This is a genomic window from Cystobacter fuscus (genome assembly GCF_044360685.1).
GTDB lineage: Bacteria > Myxococcota > Myxococcia > Myxococcales > Myxococcaceae > Cystobacter > Cystobacter fuscus_C.
Window position 1 is genome coordinate 6499005 of record NZ_CP043491.1, and the last position, 17365, is coordinate 6516369.

At 68.7% G+C, this 17365-nt stretch carries 11 protein-coding genes; 7 read left to right on the forward strand and 4 right to left on the reverse strand.

Annotated elements, in window-relative coordinates:
• Positions 1–35: 35 nt before the first annotated feature.
• Positions 36–1841, reverse strand: coding sequence for an ABC transporter ATP-binding protein (locus F0U63_RS26560; RefSeq protein ID WP_395833703.1), 1806 nt, complete (start codon positions 1839–1841; stop codon positions 36–38).
• The gene (locus tag F0U63_RS26565; RefSeq protein ID WP_395833705.1) at positions 1838–3625 is read right to left on the reverse strand and encodes an ABC transporter ATP-binding protein; all 1788 of its coding nucleotides are present in this window, start codon (positions 3623–3625) and stop codon (positions 1838–1840) included. Before F0U63_RS26565 ends, F0U63_RS26560 begins: the two co-directional genes overlap by 4 nt.
• A gap of 137 nt (positions 3626–3762) precedes the next feature.
• On the opposite strand from F0U63_RS26565, the gene F0U63_RS26570 reads away from it, so the two are divergent.
• Positions 3763–4764 carry a YdiY family protein gene (locus F0U63_RS26570; protein WP_395833707.1) on the forward strand — a complete coding sequence of 334 codons (1002 nt, stop codon included), beginning with the start codon at positions 3763–3765 and terminating at the stop codon, positions 4762–4764.
• Between the two features lie 92 nt (positions 4765–4856).
• Positions 4857–5138, forward strand: coding sequence for a glutaredoxin 3 (grxC, locus tag F0U63_RS26575; protein WP_395833709.1), 282 nt, complete (start codon positions 4857–4859; stop codon positions 5136–5138).
• Between the two features lie 125 nt (positions 5139–5263).
• Here the strand turns inward: grxC and F0U63_RS26580 are convergent, their stop codons facing one another.
• Positions 5264–6994: an amidohydrolase gene (locus tag F0U63_RS26580; RefSeq protein WP_395833711.1), complete on the reverse strand. Its 1731-nt coding sequence runs from the start codon at positions 6992–6994 to the stop codon at positions 5264–5266.
• Between the two features lie 235 nt (positions 6995–7229).
• On the opposite strand from F0U63_RS26580, the gene F0U63_RS26585 reads away from it, so the two are divergent.
• From F0U63_RS26585 to F0U63_RS26605, 5 genes are all read left to right on the forward strand, one after another.
• On the forward strand, positions 7230–8414 hold the full coding sequence (locus tag F0U63_RS26585; protein WP_395833713.1) for an alpha/beta hydrolase family protein: 1185 nt from the start codon (positions 7230–7232) through the stop codon (positions 8412–8414).
• A gap of 339 nt (positions 8415–8753) precedes the next feature.
• Positions 8754–9203, forward strand: a complete 450-nt coding sequence (gene rnk / locus F0U63_RS26590; protein ID WP_395833715.1) for a nucleoside diphosphate kinase regulator — start codon at positions 8754–8756, stop codon at positions 9201–9203.
• 19 nt (positions 9204–9222) lie between these two features.
• On the forward strand, positions 9223–9450 hold the full coding sequence (locus F0U63_RS26595; protein WP_395833717.1) for a hypothetical protein: 228 nt from the start codon (positions 9223–9225) through the stop codon (positions 9448–9450).
• Positions 9447–10793 (forward strand): GntP family permease, encoded by a 1347-nt coding sequence (locus F0U63_RS26600; protein WP_395833719.1) that lies wholly within the window; start codon positions 9447–9449, stop codon positions 10791–10793. Before F0U63_RS26595 ends, F0U63_RS26600 begins: the two co-directional genes overlap by 4 nt.
• A gap of 82 nt (positions 10794–10875) precedes the next feature.
• Complete coding sequence (locus F0U63_RS26605; RefSeq protein ID WP_395833721.1) at positions 10876–11901, forward strand: aldo/keto reductase; 1026 nt, start codon at positions 10876–10878, stop codon at positions 11899–11901.
• Between the two features lie 2 nt (positions 11902–11903).
• On the opposite strand, the gene F0U63_RS26610 is transcribed toward F0U63_RS26605, so the two are convergent.
• A complete protein-coding gene (locus tag F0U63_RS26610) occupies positions 11904–17195 on the reverse strand; it encodes an AAA family ATPase (protein ID WP_395833723.1) in 5292 nt (1763 codons plus the stop codon).
• Positions 17196–17365 lie beyond the last annotated feature (170 nt).

Sequence of the window (17365 nt, forward strand, 5' to 3'; positions counted from 1 at the left end):
CTGGAATACCGTTTTTCATTAAAAAGCCTTTTAAGCTATTTAACGCTCCTTTCTGGGACTACCGGGGATTGCTGGCCGTACAGCGTGGCGTAGAGACCTCCCCGGGCCATCAGCTCCACATGGGTCCCCCGCTCGACGATCCGCCCGCCCTCGAGCACCAGGATGAGGTCCGCGTGACGGATGGTGCTCAAACGATGCGCGACGACGATGCTCGTGCGCCCCGCGAGCAGCGTGGTCAGCGCGCGCTGGATGAGGGACTCCGTGCGCGTGTCGATGTTCGCCGTGGCCTCGTCGAGGATGAGCACCCGCGGGTCCGCGAGCACCGCCCGCGCGAACGACACCAGTTGCCGCTGCCCCTGGCTCAACGTCGTGGAGCCCGGCGCCAGTTGCGTGTCATAGCCCTGGGGCAGCGCGGTGATGAAGTCATGCGCGTGCACCGCCCTCGCGGCGGCCTCGATCCGCTCGCGGCTCGCGTCGGGCCGGCCGTAGGCGATGTTCTCCGCGACCGTGCCCGAGAAGAGCACCGGCTCCTGGAGCACCGTGGCCATCTGCGCGCGCAGGCTCGCCCTCTTGATGTGACGCACGTCCCGTCCATCCAGCCGCACCACGCCCCCGGTGACGTCGTAGAAGCGCGGCAACAGGCTCGTCACCGTCGTCTTCCCCGCCCCCGTCGGGCCCACCAGCGCCACCGTCTGGCCCGGCTCCACCTCGAAGCTCACCTCGTGCAGCACCGGCCGCGCCGCGTCGTACCCGAACGACACCCGCTCGAAGGACAGCCGCCCCGCCGCCCGCTCCAGCTCCACCGCGTCCGGCGCGTCCTCCGGCTCCCGGGCCTCGTCGAGGATGGCATAGACGCGCTCGGCGCCCGCGAGCGCCGACTGCATCAGCGTGTAGACCGAGGACGCCAGTTGCAGCGGCCGGAAGAACTGCTGCGTGTAGAGCAGGAAGGCCGCCACCAGGCCCACGCTCACATGGCCCTCGAGCACCCGGTAGCCGCCATAGCCGATCACCAACGCGATGGAGAGAGTGGAGAGCACGTCGATCACCGGCGAGAACGCGGAGGTGATGCCGGTGGCGGACACGTTCGCGTCGCGGTTGGCGGCGTTGCGCGCCCGGAAACGCTCGATGTTCACCTCGGTGCGGTTGAACGCCTGGGCCTGCCGCACGCCGCCCAGCTCCTCCTGGAGCCCCGCCGTCACGTCCCCCACCGTCTCGCGCGTCTTGCGGTAGGCGCGCCGGGCCCGGGCCGCGAAGCCCCAGGTGGTCAGCACCATCACCGGGATGATGGAGAAGCAGGCCAGCGCCAGCGGCGCGTCCAGCGACACCATCGCCACCAGCACGCCCACCAGCCCGAGCACCGAGCCCAGGAGCTGCGCGATCCCCTGCGAGAAGAACTGGCTGAGCAGATCCACGTCCCCCAGCAACCGGCTCATCAAGTCCCCGAGGGGCCGCCGGTCCAGGTAGGACAGCGGAAGCGTCTGGAGCCGATCGAAGAGGCGCGCGCGCATCCCGGCGAGCACGCGCTGTCCCGTCTCGCCAATGCGCAGCGTCTGCTCCCGCTGGGCCACCATGGACACCGCGTAGACGACCAGCAGGAGCGCCAGCTCGCGCAGCAGTCCCCGCCCATCTCGGCCCATGATGTCGTGATCGATGGCGTGGCCCACCAGGTAGGGCCCGGCCGCCTGTGCCAGGGCGCCCACCACGACGAAGCCCAGGGCGAGCAGCAGCGAGCGGCGATGGGGCCGGGTCTCCCCCAACAACCGCCGCGCCACCGCGCCCCGGTTCCGGGCGCGCTCCACCTCCAGCTCCGCCATGCCCCGAAGGTCCGCGGGCCGTCTCATGCGGCCTCCACGGAGTCCGGCTGGAGCTGGGAGCCGAGGATTTCATTGTACAGGGCGCTCGTGGCGAGCAGCTCCTCGTGGCGTCCCCGGGCGGCCACGCGCCCCTCGTCGAGCACGATGACGAGGTGGGCGTCGCGCACGGTGCTCAGCCGCTGGGCGATGACGATGGCCGTGCTGCGCGTGGAGCGCATCAGCTCATCGAGCGCCCGGCGGATCTCCGCCTCGGTCCGCGCGTCCACCGCCGAGGTGCTGTCATCGAGGATGAGCAGGCGCGGCTGGGTGAGCAGCGCGCGGGCGATCGCCACGCGCTGGCGCTGTCCGCCCGACAGGCCCACGCCGCGCTCGCCCACCACCGTGTCGTAGCCCTGGGGCAGCGCGGCGATGAACTCCTCCGCCTGGGCCGCCCGCGCCGCCGCCTGGACCTCCTCCAGGGTGGCCTCGGGACGGCCATAGGCGATGTTCTCGCGCAGGGTGCCCGAGAAGAGCATCGCGTCCTGGAGCACGATGCCCACCTGCGAGCGCAGGCTCGCGAGCGTCACCTCGCGCACGTCCTGGCCGTCGAGCAGCACCGCGCCACCCGTCACGTCGTAGAAGCGGGGAATGAGGTTGATGAGGGTGCTCTTGCCCGAGCCGGTGGTGCCGAGAATCGCCACGAGCTGTCCCGGTTCCACCTCGAAGCTCACCCCACGGAGGATCTCCCGCTCGCCCCCCGCGTAGCGGAAGCGCACGTCACGCAACTCCACCCGGCCACGCAAGGCGGGCAGCTCCCGGGCCCCGGGCCTGTCCACCACCTCCGCCGCCGTATCGAGCAGCTCGAAGATGCGCACCGCCGACACCCCCGCGCGCGACATCTGCGCGGCGAGGAAGCCGAGCGACACGAGCGGCATGAACAGGAAGCCCAGATAGCTGTTGAACGCGAGCAGCTCGCCGACGCTCAGCCGCTCGTGGAAGATGAGCCACCCGCCCAGTCCCACCACCACCCAGGTGCCGAGGTTGGCGAACAGGCCCACGCGGGGAAAGTGCGAGGAGATGATGCGGATGAGCTGGAGGTTGTGCTCCAGGAACTCGTCGTTGAAGCGCCCGTAGCGCGCCGCCTCGCGCCCCTCGCCCGAGAACGCGCGCACCACCCGGATGCCGCGCAGGCTCTCCTGCAACACCGAGTTGAGCCGTCCGAGCGTGGCCTGCATCTGGCCGAACATCGGGGAGATGCGGCCCATGAACCGGCGGAGCACCCAGAGCACCGGGGAGATGGCGCCCAGCGCCGCGAGCGCGAGCAGTGGGTGTGTGAGGAACAGCAACCCCGAGCACCCCACCAACATGAGCAGCGAGGCCACCACCTGCACCACCCCGCCGCCCACGAAGGTGCGCACCTGGTCGACGTCGTTCGTCAGCCGCGTGAGCAACTGTCCCGTCTGCGCCTGATCGTGGTAGCTGAAGCTCAAGCGCTGCAGCCGCGCGAAGAGGGCGTTGCGCAGATCGAACGCCACCCCCTGGGAGGCCCGCTCCGCGAGGTAGCCCTGGAGGAAGTTGAAGAAGCCCCGCACGAGCGCGATGGCCACCAGCCCGCCCACGGCCGCGCGCACCACGGACAGCGACCCCCGGGCGAGGCCCTCGTCCACGGCCAGCCGCACCATCTGGGGCGCGGCGAGGTTGGCGCCCGAGGCCACCAACAGCGACACGAACGCACCCACCGTCTCACCCCGGTAGCGCCGCAGATACCCCAGCGCCCGCCAGACGGCCCGTCCTCCTCCGGGCGCGTGTGTCATCCCTCGTTTCTGGTCCATCTCCCGTCTCTCCCGCGACCCCTCGTGGCGAGTCCCGCCCGGTGTGCCTTCGTCGCACTTCCATGCGGGGCATTGCAACCAGGACCCATCCTGGGCGAAGACTGCGCGCCGTTCAGCCCTCTTCAGGATGTTTCACAGTGATTTCCGTCCCTACCCTGCTGTCCACCGTCCTCCTGCTGCAGACTCCTCCCACCGAGACTCCGGCGCCCGCCGATGACAAGGCCGCCGCCAGCGAGCAGCGCGCCACCGCCGCCGCGGACGCCGCCGAGCGCGCCGCCGCCGCCGCCGAGCGCGCCGCCGCCGCCAACGCCCGCATCACCGAGGCCATCAAGCTGCTCGCCCAGGAGATCTCCCGCGCGGCGCCCGACCTCACCACGACCGGCCCGGATGGCAAGCCCGTCCCGCCGCCGGCGCCCAAGCCGGACGTCTGGAACGCCACGGTGGGTCTGGGCCTCATCTTCATCTCCGGCAACGCGTCCACCGTGACGCTCAACGGCGCGGCCACCGCGGAGCGCAAGTCGGAGCATTGGATCTACTCCGCCCAGGCCTCGGGCTCGTATGGCGAGAGCCGCGCGCCCACCCTGGAGGGACAGGAGCAGGCGCCCAACCAGGTGGTGGCGCTCAACGCGGCCCTGCAGTTGCGCGTGGATCACCGCTTCACCCCGCAGATCAGCGGCTACATCCTCGGCCGCGGAGAGACGGACCACGTGAAGAGCGTGGAGTTCCGGGGCAGCGGCGAGGCGGGTATCGGCGTCATCTGGTGGGACGTGAAGCGCCAGGACGGCAGCGAGTCCTTCCTGCGCACGGACCTGGCCCTGAGCTACGCCCGCGAGACGCGCTTCCAGTACTACCCCGAGCGCACGGATCTGCCGGACGTGTCGCTGGGCGGCCCGCGCGCCGGCCTGGCCTTCCGCCATGGCCTCACCAAGGACGTGGCCTTCGTGGATGAGGTGAGCGTGCTGCCCAGCCTCATCGAGGGATCGCGACTGCTCGTCACCAACCAGGCGCAGCTCAACGTGCGGCTCACCCGGGCGCTCGCCGTCGCCACCACCTTCCTCGTGCAGTACGACAGCATGCCCGCGCCGGGAAAATTCCCCACGGACACCTCGCTGTCGGTGAGCGCCGCGGTGACCTTCTAGCCCGCCCGCCCTCCGAGCCACTGTCACCCCGGGAGTACCCGCGCGCCCGGGGTGACTAGCTTGGAGGCAGGTGTGGATGGAGGCACCCACGGATGGCGCACGTAACGCTCTACACGAAGCAGGACTGCCCCTACTCCCAGGCGGCCCGGATGCTCCTGCGGGATCAGGGCATCGGGTTCGAGGACATCGACGTGACCGAGGACGAGAGCCTCTTCGCCAAGATGGTGGAGCGCTCGGGCGGCCACACCACGGTGCCACAGGTCTTCATCGCCGGGCGGCACATCGGTGGGTTCGCCGATCTGGCCCGGTTTCAGCAGCAGGGAGGCTTCGGCTCCTTCCCCGGCGCGCAGCCCGGGATACCCAGTCCGTCCTGAGCTACAGTCCCCTGCCCATGACCCGAATCCTCCCGTTACTGCACCTCGGGCGCGGATTGCTCGGGCACCATCTGACAGGGCATCGACTGCCACTGAGCCGATGCGAGTCGTACGCGCTCCCGGGTTCAGCAGCAGGTGTGCCGGGACAGGGAGCGCTTGATGGGCGCGGTGGTGCGCAGCGACCGGCCCAGGCGGGCGGCGTCGGGGGGACGCTGGTAGACGGTCCTTCCGTCCTTGACGGTCTCCATCACCTTCAGGTCCTTCAACGTCTTCGGGTCCACGGTGAGCGGGTTGTCCGACAGCACCACCAGGTCCGCCAGCTTGCCCGGCTCCAGGGTGCCCTTCTGGCTCTCCTCGAAGTTCTGGTACGCGGCCCAGGCCGTCACCGCCTTGAGCGCCCGCAGGGGATCGATGCACTGTTCGGCGCCTAGGGGCACCCCGTCGCGCGTGGTGCGGGTCACCGCGCTCCACAGGAGCGGAAGGATGTCCGGGGGCACCACGGGCGAGTCGTTGTGGATGGTGTAGCGCATGTCCAGGTCCGACGCGGACTTGAGCGGGGAGATACGCCGGGCCCGCTCCTCACCCAACGTCTCGCTCCGGTGCCACTCTCCCCAGAAGAAGGTATGTGACACGAAGAACGTGGGCAGGATGCCCAGCGCCTTCATGCGCCCCAATTGGTCCTCACGCACCGTCTGCGCATGCACCATCACGGGCCGGCGGTCTCCCGGGCCATATTTCGTGGTGGCGCGTTCCACGGCGTCCAGGAACATGTCCGCTGCCGCGTCACCATTGCAGTGCACGTGCAGTTGCCGGCCCTTCTCGAAGGCCATCCCCACCTCCGCGTCGAGCTCCGCCTGCGTGAGGATGGGCTGGCCCCGGGGGTTTTCCGCGGGCGGCTTGAAGTAGGGCTCCGACAGGAACGCCGTCTTGCCCTGCGGTGAACCATCCTGGGTGATCTTCACCCCGCCCACCCGCAGGTGGTTGATGTATTGGCTCCCGGGCAGCGGGGGGATCTGATCGACGACCTCCGTCTCCGTGTATTTGGGGAACACGACGACGTCCAGGTAGAGCAATCGCAGATCCGCGGCGGCCCGCAGCAGTTGGAATCCGGGCGCCGTCGCCAGGCCATCCTCCACCGTGGTGATGCCCAGGCTCGCGTAGTACGCTTGCAACTCACCGAGCACCGCGAGCAGGCCCGGGACATCGGGATCCTCCGGCATCAATTGATTGTAGGCATTGACGGCTTCCTCCTCCACCACGCCCGTGGGCCGGCCGTTCTCGTCCACCCGGATGACGCCGCCCTTCGGGGCGTCACTCGCCTGGTGGTAGCCCACCGCGTCCAGCAGGTGGCTGTTGAACACCGCCAGATGCGCCGAGGTGTGCACGATGCAGATGGGGTGCCGCGTGGAGACGGAGTCGAGCTCCTCGCGGTTCGGATGCCGCTTCTCGGCGAGCAGGGAGTCGTCATAGCCATTGGCGAGCACGAGCGTGCCCTCGGGGATGGCCTTCTGTTGGATGTATGCCCTCAAGTCCCGGAGGATGTCCCCGATGCACGTAATGGGGCCAGCGGGCTGTGGCGCCAGGTTCGGCGTGCCCCAGTAGAGCAGCCAGCCCATGAGGTGGCCATGGGCATCGATGAAGCCCGGCAAGAGCGTGTGGCCCTGGAGGTCCACCACGTCCGTGTCCTCGCCTACCAGGGCCTGGAGTTCGTCCCAGGTCCCCACGGCGAGGATGCGCTTGCCGCTGATCGCCAGGGCCTCCACCTGGGGCTGGGCATCATTCATGGTCAGGATGGGACCGCCGCGATAGATGCGGTCCGCGTGGATCTTCAATTGCTTGCCGGAAGGAAGGGTCATTTCGCGCCTCGGATCTTGGAGTGTCAGACGGTGGAGGCTGTCTATAGCCAATCACGTGGGCGTGGAGTGATGAGCTTTAAGCTGAATTGACAACGGATGCGCATCCATGCATGGCCCACCCGCTCCGGGCGGAATACAATTCGCTCCCGCTGTCAATGCTTGAAAAAGCAGATAGGGGCCCTCCGCGGCGGATGGCTATTAGGAGCGTTGCCACTCCCAACCCCATGAGGCACGCATGTCCGCATCCATCACCTTTCCGCAGAAAGCCCCCAAGGGCAAAGCCAGCTATTACCCCGACGAATCCCTGATCAAGGGCACGCACGGCGACGTCATCTGGTACCGCGATCTGGACAGTGAGAGTCCGGCCTGCCTCGCCTCCGCTCGGAGCAACGAGCTCGTGGTGTACGTCTCGGAGAGTGTTCACGGCAAACCCATCGCCGTCTCCGGCATCATCGCCCTGCCCAAGAAGGCGGCCCCCCCAGGAGGCTACCCGGTCATCAGCTGGGCGCACGGCACCGTGGGCTGCGCCGACGACTGTGCACCGTCGCGCGACGTCGCGGGCACGCAGGCACACCCCTTCAACGCCTTCCCGCATGTCCTGCTCAACAAGTTCCTCGACCGGGGCTGGGCCGTGGTCATGACCGACTACGAGGGCCTGGGCACCGCGGGTCCCCACCCCTACCTGCTCGGCAAGTCCCAGGCCCGCGGCATCCTCGACATCGTGCGCGCCGCGCGCCAGCTCCACCCGGAGATCTCCAACCAGCTCGCCATCGTCGGCCACTCCCAGGGAGGCCAGGCGGCGCTGTTCGGCGCGCACCACGCGCCGGAGTGGACCCCCGAGCTCCAGCTGCTCGCCGTGGCGGCCATGGCCCCCGCCTCCGCGGTCGGAACGCTCGTCAACCTCGCCGATCTGAGCACCGAGAAACCAGATGGCGGCAATGCCTTCATCGCCCTGTTCGTCACCGGAGCCCTCGCCGGAGACCCGAGCATCCAACTGGCCGACGTGCTGACGCCGGAGGCCCTCGCGTTGTACCCCCATGTCGAGGAGCGGTGCCGGCTGGGGCTGAGCCAGACGGACTCCTGGGGCCAGTTCGCGGGGTGCGAGCTGCTCAAGAAGGAGCAGAACGCGAGCAGGACCGCGCTGTTCAATCAGTTCGAGGCCATGCACCCGAACCTCTCCATCGAGGCTCCGATCCGGATCTCACAGTCCATCCCGGACAAGCGCGTGAACGCGGCCCTCACCACGATCCTCGTGGAGCAGCTCAAGGCCACCAACGGGAACGACAAGGTCGACTACAAGCTGTACCTCCTGGTCTCGCCGACCCACGATAAGGAACTCGGCTTCCACTTCGGGCTGATCGACACGGACTCGAACGCGTTGACGGCCTGGCTCGCCGAGCGGCTCCCGAAGGTCGAGTAGCAACGAACCCCGAGGAGGGCTCGCCCGGGGAGCCGGCTCCGCCCGCTCCCATGGGTTGCGGAAGGAGCTTTGAACAGATACCTTCAGGGTGGCACCTGGAGGCGTCTTGTCCCGATTCACCTTCTCGCTCAGAGCATCGACGCCCCGGCGCGGCGCTCAGGGAAGGTGTGTCCGGAAAACGCCTTGCCCTGGGGGGCGCGCCTCGATGGTGACGGGTTGATCCCACCGCCGACGGCGCACCGCTCCCCCGCTTCCTAGCAAGACAGCCTTCCTCCCCATCACCCCTCTTCCCAAGGGCTTCTGGCGCGCCGTGGCGTGTCAGGGGCTCCGAGGTCCACCATGAACTCACGTCCAGAGATCGAGCAGCGCGTCACGACATCCGCTCCCACCGTGCGAGTCACCGCCGAGGACCTGCAGCGCCTGCGGGCGGTGGTGGATCGGCACCTCGATGGCTCCCTGGCGGCCGCGGCCGAACAGTTGGACGGAGAGTTGGAGCGCGCGGTGGTGGAATCGCAGGACCAGATTCCGCCCGATGTCGTCACCATGAGATCGCGCATCCTCTTCGAGGACCTGGACACGGGCCGCCGCCGCGAGGCGACGCTGGTCTATCCAGAAGAGGCGGATATCGAACAGTCGAAGCTCTCGGTCCTGGCACCGGCGGGGTTGGCGGTGCTGGGTCTCCGGAAGGATGACATCATCGAATGGCCGTTGCCGAATGCACGCCGTACCCGATTCCGCATCGTGGAGATCCTCTACCAGCCCGAGGCATCCGGCGACTTCCACCTGTGAGCGAGGAGGCGGCCAGGCCATGGCAGATGACAACCGCTGGGCGAACCTGGTGAACACCGCCTTCCTCCTGGACCAGGCCCCAAGGGGCCCGGGCCCGGAGGGACTCCGGCCGGCCCTGGCGATGATCGAGAGCGCGCTCGAGGTGTTTCCCGCGACCGTGGACCCCGTGGAGGACTTCGAGGGGTATGCCGTGCGCCGGCTGCTCCTGGCGCTCAACGCGGTCCTGTCGGAGAGCGTGCGAACTTGAGCCTCGCGGATCTCCGGCTGATCCTCGCGGCCGTCCTCGGCATCGCGGCGGCCGTGGGGCTCATCGTCAAGGGGCGCCTGCACCCCTTCATCTCCCTGCTCTGCGGGGCCTTCACCGTCGGCCTGGTGGCGGGCCTGCCGATGGAGGACACCGCGAAGGCGGTCCAGAAGGGCGTCAGTGACATCCTCGGGAGCACGGGGCTGGTCGTGGCGCTCGGCCTGTCGCTCGGCGCGATGCTCCAGCTCTCCAATGCCGCGTCCTCGCTGGCACAGGCCAGCCTGAAGCTCACCGGGCCGGCGGGAGCCCCGTGGGCGAGCCTGTTCGTGGCGATGGTGATCGGCCTGCCCTTGTTCTTCGAGACCGGCCTCGTGCTCCTCCTGCCCATCGTGGTGGCGGCCGCGGCCACCCTGCCCAACAGCTCGAACCCGGACGCGGCCAAGCTCCAGCTCATGCTGCCCGCCCTGACCGGCCTGTCCGTCGTGCACGCGCTGGTGCCGCCCCATCCCGGCCCCCTGCTCGCCGTCAACGCGCTCGGCGCGAACATGGGCCGCACGATGTTCTATGGGATCCTGGTCGCGATCCCCACTGCGGTCGTCGCCGGTCCGCTCCTGGCGTTCTTCACCTCTCGCAACGTCCGGCTCACGGCGCCTGTCATCGAACGGCACGACTTCGCGCTCGCCGCGCCGCCCAAGGCCTGCTCGCTCTTCGTCATCCTCATGCCGGTGGTGCTCATCGCGGCGGGGGAGTTGCGCGGACTGCTGCCGCCGGGGACCGCGTCAGGGCTGGGCTGGCTGAGCGCGGTGAGCCATCCGGTGCCCGCGCTCCTGCTGACCAACCTCGTCGCCCTGCCGCTGCTCTTCGGGCGGAAGCTGCGCGACCCGCAGATCCAGAACGCGATCTGGACGGACACGATGAAGTCGGCGGGCGCCATCCTGCTGTCCATCGGCGCCGGCGGAGCGCTCAAGCAGGTCCTGGTCACGGCCGGCCTGTCCGACCTCCTGGCGAAGCTGGCCTCGGCCCAGGCCATCTCTCCGCTCCTGTTGGGCTGGTTGGTCGCGGTGGCGATCCGCCTCGCGACGGGCTCGGCCACCGTGGCCACCATCACCACCGTCGGCGTCATGTCCGGGGTCGTCACCGCCTCGGGAATCGCCCCGGAGTGGGTCGTGCTCGCCATTGGCGCGGGCTCGGTGTTCTTCTCCCACGTCAACGATCCCGGCTTCTGGCTGGTCAAAAGCTATCTCGGGACGAGCACCCCGGACACGTTCCGCACCTGGTCGCTCCTGGAAACCGTGATTTCAGTCGTCGGACTGGTGGCGGTGCTTTGCGCCAGCGCCCTGCTCTGACCCGGCGCGAGCTGCCCATCACCCTGGACAAGCCGCCGTGAGTTGCTAAGGGCTCCTCAGCACCGAGAGACGGAGGAGCACGATGGAATACCGCAAGCTGGGACACAGCGGGCTGAAGGTGTCGAGCCTGTGCCTGGGGACGATGACGTTCGGCGAGGCGTCCGAGGGCTCGATGATGCACGCCGTGGGGGCCGACGAGAAGACGTCCTTCGCCATCATGGACCGCGCGCTCGAGGCGGGGATCAACTTCTGGGACACCGCGAACGTGTACGGCAACGACGGCCTCACCGAGCGCGTGCTGGGCAACTGGTTCGAGCGCACCCAGCGGCGCGACGAGGTGGTGCTGGCCACCAAGTTCCGCTTCCGCATGGGCAAGGGCCCCAACGACACGGGCGCCTCGCGCTACCACCTGCGCTCCGCGGTGGAGCAGAGCCTGCGCCGGCTGAAGACGGACCGCATCGACTTGTACCAGCTGCACATGCAGGACATCGACACGCCCGAGGAGGAGACACTGCGGGCGCTGGAGGATCTGGTGCGCCAGGGCAAGGTGCTCTACATCGGCGCGAGCAACTACGCGGCCTACCGGCTGGTGGACAGCCTGTGGACGAGCAAGACCCAGAACCTCTCGCGCTTCGTGGCGCTGCAGGCGCAGTACAGCCTGGTGGTGCGCGAGCTGGAGCGCGAGCACGTGTCGGTGTGCGAGCAGTTCGGCCTGGGCATCCTGCCGTGGTCCCCGCTGGCGGGCGGTTTCCTGTCCGGCAAGTACCGCAAGGGGCAGCCGCCTCCGGAGGCCTCGCGGCTGGCGAAGTGGAAGGACCGGTTCACCCAGTTCGACACCGCGCGCAACTGGCGCATCCTGGACGCCGTGGACGCGGTGGCCGCCGAGCTGAATGCCTCGGCCTCCCAGGTGTCGCTGGCGTGGCTGCTGCGCAAGCGCGCCGTCACCTCCGTCATCTTCGGGGCGCGCACCGTGGAGCAGCTCGACGACAACCTGAAGGCGGCGCAACTCAAGCTGGATGACGCCCAGCTCAAGCGCCTGGACGAGGCGAGCGCCCTGGAGCTGGGCTACCCGTACGACTTCATGCAGCGCGTCCAGGGCCGCTGGTAGGCTCAGGCGAGCGGAAGCTCCAGCGTGGCCACGGCGCCCTGACCGAGGCCCTTGCTCTCCAAGGTGAGGCGGCCCTTGAGCAGCTGGGCCGCCAGCGCGCTCGAGTGCAGCCCGAAGCCATGGCCGTCCTTGCGCGTGGTGAAGCCGTGGGCGAACAGACTCCCCGTCAGCTCCGGCGCGATGCCCACCCCATCATCCGCCACCTGGATGCGCGCCACGTTGCCCTCGGCCGCCAGCCTCACCCAGAGGTTGCGCCGGCCCTCGGGCACTCCGTCCAGCGCTTGTTTCGCGTTGCTGATGAGGTTGATGAGGATTTGCAGCACCTTGTGTTTGTCCATCTTCACCCGGGGCAGCTCCGACACCTCCCGATGGACGGTGACGCCGTGACGCCGTAGGGACGCCAGCTGGATGCGCAGCGCGTCGTCGACGAGCTGGGACAGCTCGCACTCCTCCGTCATCAGCGAGTGACGCGCATAGGTCTGCTGCACCTGGACGATGGCGCGGATGTGCTCGATGTGCCGGTTCATCATCGCCATGTCCTCTATCAGGCGCGTCTGCTCGCGCATCATCTCGTCGCCGAGCGCTACCAGGTATTCCGGCATCTGGCCGCCCCGTGGATCCTTCGTCAGGAAGTCCACCAGGGCCTCCCGGTGCTCCATCAGCAGGGCGCCGGCCTGTTTCACCCGGCCCACGCGCAGGGCGCCCACGGCCTTGCTCATCACCTCCATGTTGACGACGGCACTGGTGAGCACATTGCCCACGTTGTGCAGCACGTTGGAGGCCACCTCCGCCATGCCCACCTCACGCGCGGTGTCCACCAGGCGCGCCTGGGCTTGCGTGAGTTCTCGCGTGCGCTCTTCCACCCGCCGCTCCAACTCGTCATTGGCGAGGCGCAGCTCCGTCCGGGCGCGCTGCACGTCCGCGTACAACCGCGCGTTCTCGATGGAGATGGCCGCCTGCGAGGCGAGGTGTCCCAGCAGCGCCAGGCGCGCCGGACTGAAGGCGTTGGTGGCCAGGTCGTTCTCCAGGTACAGAGCTCCGGAGAACACCTCCTGCCTCAGCAACGGCAGACACAACACCGAGCGTGCCGCGCTGCGCGCCAGGTACGCATCGGAGGAGAAGGCATGGGGCTGGGAGGCATCCCCGATGAGCACATGTTCCCGCGAACGCCGGACATAGGCGAGGAGTGTCCACGGCAAGTCCTGGGCGCCGCCCTCGTCCGAGGGCACCAGGGCCCCCTCCGAAGAGGTCTGGAAGAGGGCCGCCACCGAGAGCGTGTTCTCCCCAGGCAGCAGCAGGGCGCCTTTCTGGGCCCCCGCGTTCTCCATCGCCGCCCGCATCAGCGCCGTCACCAGGCGCTCCAGCTCTATCTCGCCTGAAACGGCCTGCTGCGCCTTGACCACCGTGAGCGCGTCGAGGCGCGTGGAGTCCGTGCTGCTGGTGCTCAGCGCGTCCTGGGAGCCCCGCGTGGACATGAGCTCCGGCCACTGGGACTCCAGGTGCTGGACCTTGGCCCGGGCCCCCCACTGCTGGTAGGCCGCCCGGGCTTCTCGCGCGAAGGCGTGGGCGACAATGGGTGCCTGGCGCGTGCGCCAGAAGTTCGCCGCCAGCTCACTGGCCAGCCCCACGTACTGGGTGGCCCCGTTCTCCCGGGCCGAGCGGATGGCCTCCTCGTAGGCCCGCGTCGCCTCCTCCGAGCGCCCGTCGAGGCGGGCCCGCTCCGCGAAGACGAGCCGCTCGAGCGCGCGGAAGTTCTCCGGGCAATTCTCCGCCCACTCCGCGAGCTGCTGGTGGTGCCGCTCGATGGCCTCGAGCCACTCCCGCTGCTGCTCGGGCGTGGCCTCCTCGAAGCACGCGGCCAGGGTCAGGGCGCGGAAGAAGTGGCCCTCGCGGTTATCCAGGGAGCCGCAATTGGCCCACATCAACCCGGCCATCTGGTCCGCGGCTTCACGGGCGTCCCCGTAGGCGCCGCACATGAAGCGCGACTGCATCTTGAGGACCCAGTAATGGCAGCGCGTGCTGCCTGTTCGCTCGGGCGTCATCCGCGCCTCGTAGGCCCGTTCGTCGAAGCCCTCTCCGCTCAGGGTGGAGAACGACAGGGAATGGCCGCGCAGCTGTTGCACGTGGCGCTGGGCCAGGAGGAGCCATTCCTGGGGATCCACGAAGCCCGTGTTGCGCAGGTACTCGGCGCGCACGAGCGACTCCTGGTAGACCTCGTCCAGGGGGTGTCCCATGGCCAGACGGTTGGTGACGAGGTAGATGTTGCTGTAGGCGGCGGGCCCGACGCTACCCACTTGAAGCGAATGGTTCAGCCCGTCGAGGGCGATCTCCTGCGCTCGGGCAAGGGGTTGGACCCAGTAGCTGCTGAACTGCATGCCGAACAGCACCGCCCCCCGATAGGCGGACAGGTTGTAGCGCTCGACGAGTCCGAGGGCGAGCCGTGCGAAGGCGAAGCCTTCCCGGTAGCGCTTGAAGAACGAGCCGGTGATGACGCCAAACCAGGCATATCCGTTCACGGCGGCGTCCACGAAGCCGTGGCGCAGGCTGAGGGACACGAGCCGGCTCATGATGATGATGAGCAGGTGGGGGTCGGTGGATTGGGCGCCGGGAAAGAGCATCAAGAGGGCGACGCTGGCCATCTTCATGTCCGGATCCGTCATGGGGGGCAGCTCGGTGAGACTCTCGATGGGACGCTGTCCCAGCAGGGTCCACACCTCCTCATGGGCGGCCACCGCCTCCTCCCAGGTGGGATGCCGCGACACCGGCATGCCCAGCAACGCCAGACACTCCAGCAGGCGGTTCATTCCCTCCAGGAACTCACCCGTGGCGAGGTGGAGCTCCTGAAGCAGGAAGTAGACGGTCACGGTGTCCGCGCGGGTACGTGCCTGGGAGAGGAGTGGCTCGGCGAGACGTCGTGCCTCGGAGAGGGCACCGCTTATGAACTCCGTGCGCACCTGGGCCAGTCGCACCTGGAAGGCCAGGGCGGGGTCCGTCTCCCAGGGATCCGCGGGAATGAGCGCGAAGGCCGTCGCGAAGTAGGTGCGGGCGGGGCGCAGCGCGAGCGAGGCCTGGGCCTTCCTGCCCGCCTCGGCGTTGAGTCGCGCGAGCTGGTGGCGCTCGGTGGGATCCTCCATCAGCGCCACCCCGGCGTTGAGCTGGCTCACCACCTCGAAGAGCGACTCGCGCACTTCTTCCGGAGACAGGCTCGCGAGCAGCAACCTGCCGATGCGCAGGTGCACCTCCTGGCGCTCCAGCTCGGAGCTGAGTGAATGCGCCGCCTGCTGGATGCGGTCATGCAGGAAGCGGAACTTCTCCACCCCCACGCGCACCAGCATGCCTTCACGCAGCGCGGGCTCGAGGCCCTGCTCCACCGCCTCCACCTCGGACAGAGCCGAGAGGGTACCCAACATCTGGAGCGAGAAGACGCGGCCCGCGCACGCCGCCAGCCGCAGCAGGTGCTGGGTGTCCGGGGGGAGCTGGCGCAGCCTGCCCACCATGAAGTCGACGATGTTCTCCGAGTAGCCCCGGGCCCGCACCCCTTCGGCATCCCATCGCCACCCGCCCTCTGGCAGGCGCACGATCAAGCCATCCTGGTGGAGCGTCACCAGCAATTGCAGCAGGAAGAAGGGGTTGCCCCCCGTCTTCTCGTGCACCAGCACCGCCAGGGGGGCGGCCACCTCCCGGCCCGCGCCCGGCAGCGTGTCGCCCACCAGTTGCTCCACTTGCGCCACGCTCAGCGGCTCCAACCGGACGTCCGTGAGACGCGCTCCCGCCTGGCGCACCCGCTCCAACATCGCCATCAGCGGGTGAGAAGGGCTCACTTCATTGTCCCGGTAGGCGACGAGCCACAACACGGTGGGGCCCCCCGGCCGTGACAACATCTGCTCGAGCAGCCACAGGCTGGAGGGATCCACCCACTGCAAGTCATCCAGGAACACCACCGCCGGGTGCTCCTTCGTGTAGAACACCGACACGAACTGGCGCACCACCCGGAAGAAGCGCTGCTGCGCCTCGCTGGCGGGCAACTCCTGGAGCGCGGGTTGCCGGCCCACGAGCACTTCCAACTGGGGCACCAGGTTCACCAGCACCTGTCCCTGCCCTTCCCAGGCCCGGTTCACCTGCTCGCGCCACCTCGCGAGTTCTTCCTCTCTCCGAGCCAGCAGTTGCTGCACCAGGCCACGAAGGGTCTGCGCCAGGGTGGTGTAGGGAATGTCCCGCTGGAACTGATCGAACTTGCCGCGCAGGAAGAACCCGCGCCGCTGCACCACGGGCTTGTACAACTCGTGCACCACCGAGGACTTGCCGATGCCCGAATACCCGCGGATGAGGAACAGCTCCGGCTGGCCCGTGCGCGCCACGCGCTCGAAGCCCTCGAGCAGGGTGCTCACCTGCGTCTCACGCCCGTAGAGCCGTTGCGGCAGTTGGAAGCGCCGGGGCGTGTCCTGGGTCCCCAACGGGAACACCTCCTGGGTGCTCCGGCACGTCTCTTCGCAGCGCTCCAGGTCGGCCTTCAAGCCCTCGGCGCTCTGGTAGCGCTCCTCGGCCACCTTGGCCAGCAGCTTCATGACGAGCGCGGACAAGGCCGGCGGCACCTGGGGATTCAACTCGTGGGGCGGCTTCGGGTTCTGCGCCAGGTGCGCGTGAAACCACTCGAGCGCGTCCTTCGCCTGGAAGGGCCTGCGCCCCGTGAGCAGCTCATAGAAGGTGATGCCCAGAGAATAGAAGTCCGTGCGGTAGTCCACCGCGCGGTTCATCCGTCCGGTCTGCTCGGGCGACATGTACGCCAGCGTCCCCTCGATGAGGTGCGCGGGCGCCGCCTCCAGGCGCTCCACCTGTTGCAGCGTCGCCAGGCCGAAGTCGATGAGCCGCGCCTCTCCGGACGGCTCCAGCATGATGTTCGACGGCTTGATGTCCTTGTGGATGATGTCGCGGCAGTGGACCTCGGCCAGGGTGGAGGCCAACGAGCGCGCCAGGCGCAGGAACCGGGAGAGCTCCATCGGCTGACCGCTGGATTCGGACAAGGGCTCGCCTCGCACCCGCTCCAAGAGCAGCACGGGCCGCTCGTGGATGCGCTCACAGGAATAGGCCCTGGCCACCCCGCGCACGTCCTGGAGTCTCCGCAGGAGGACGAATTCCCTTCGGTACCGCTCGTTCTCCCTGGCGCCGGGCGAGGGGGACATGGGCGTCTTGAGGATGACGGGAATGCCATCGGCCTCACGCACCGCGTGGAACAGCACGTTTGAACCCGCCGCGCGCAGCGTGCCGAGAATCCTGAAACCTGGGATGTCCAACATGAAGAGGTGTCCTCGTGGCGGGAGTCGCTCCTCGAGGCGGAGGGCGCCAGCACATCGAATCGTATGCCGCCCCAGGTGGGGCGTGGCGAGAGGAGGAACACCTGGCCCGTGTGAGTGCCACCTGGGCGCAAGCCGTCATGGCATCCCGACCTTCGGCCGCCCGCCTCACC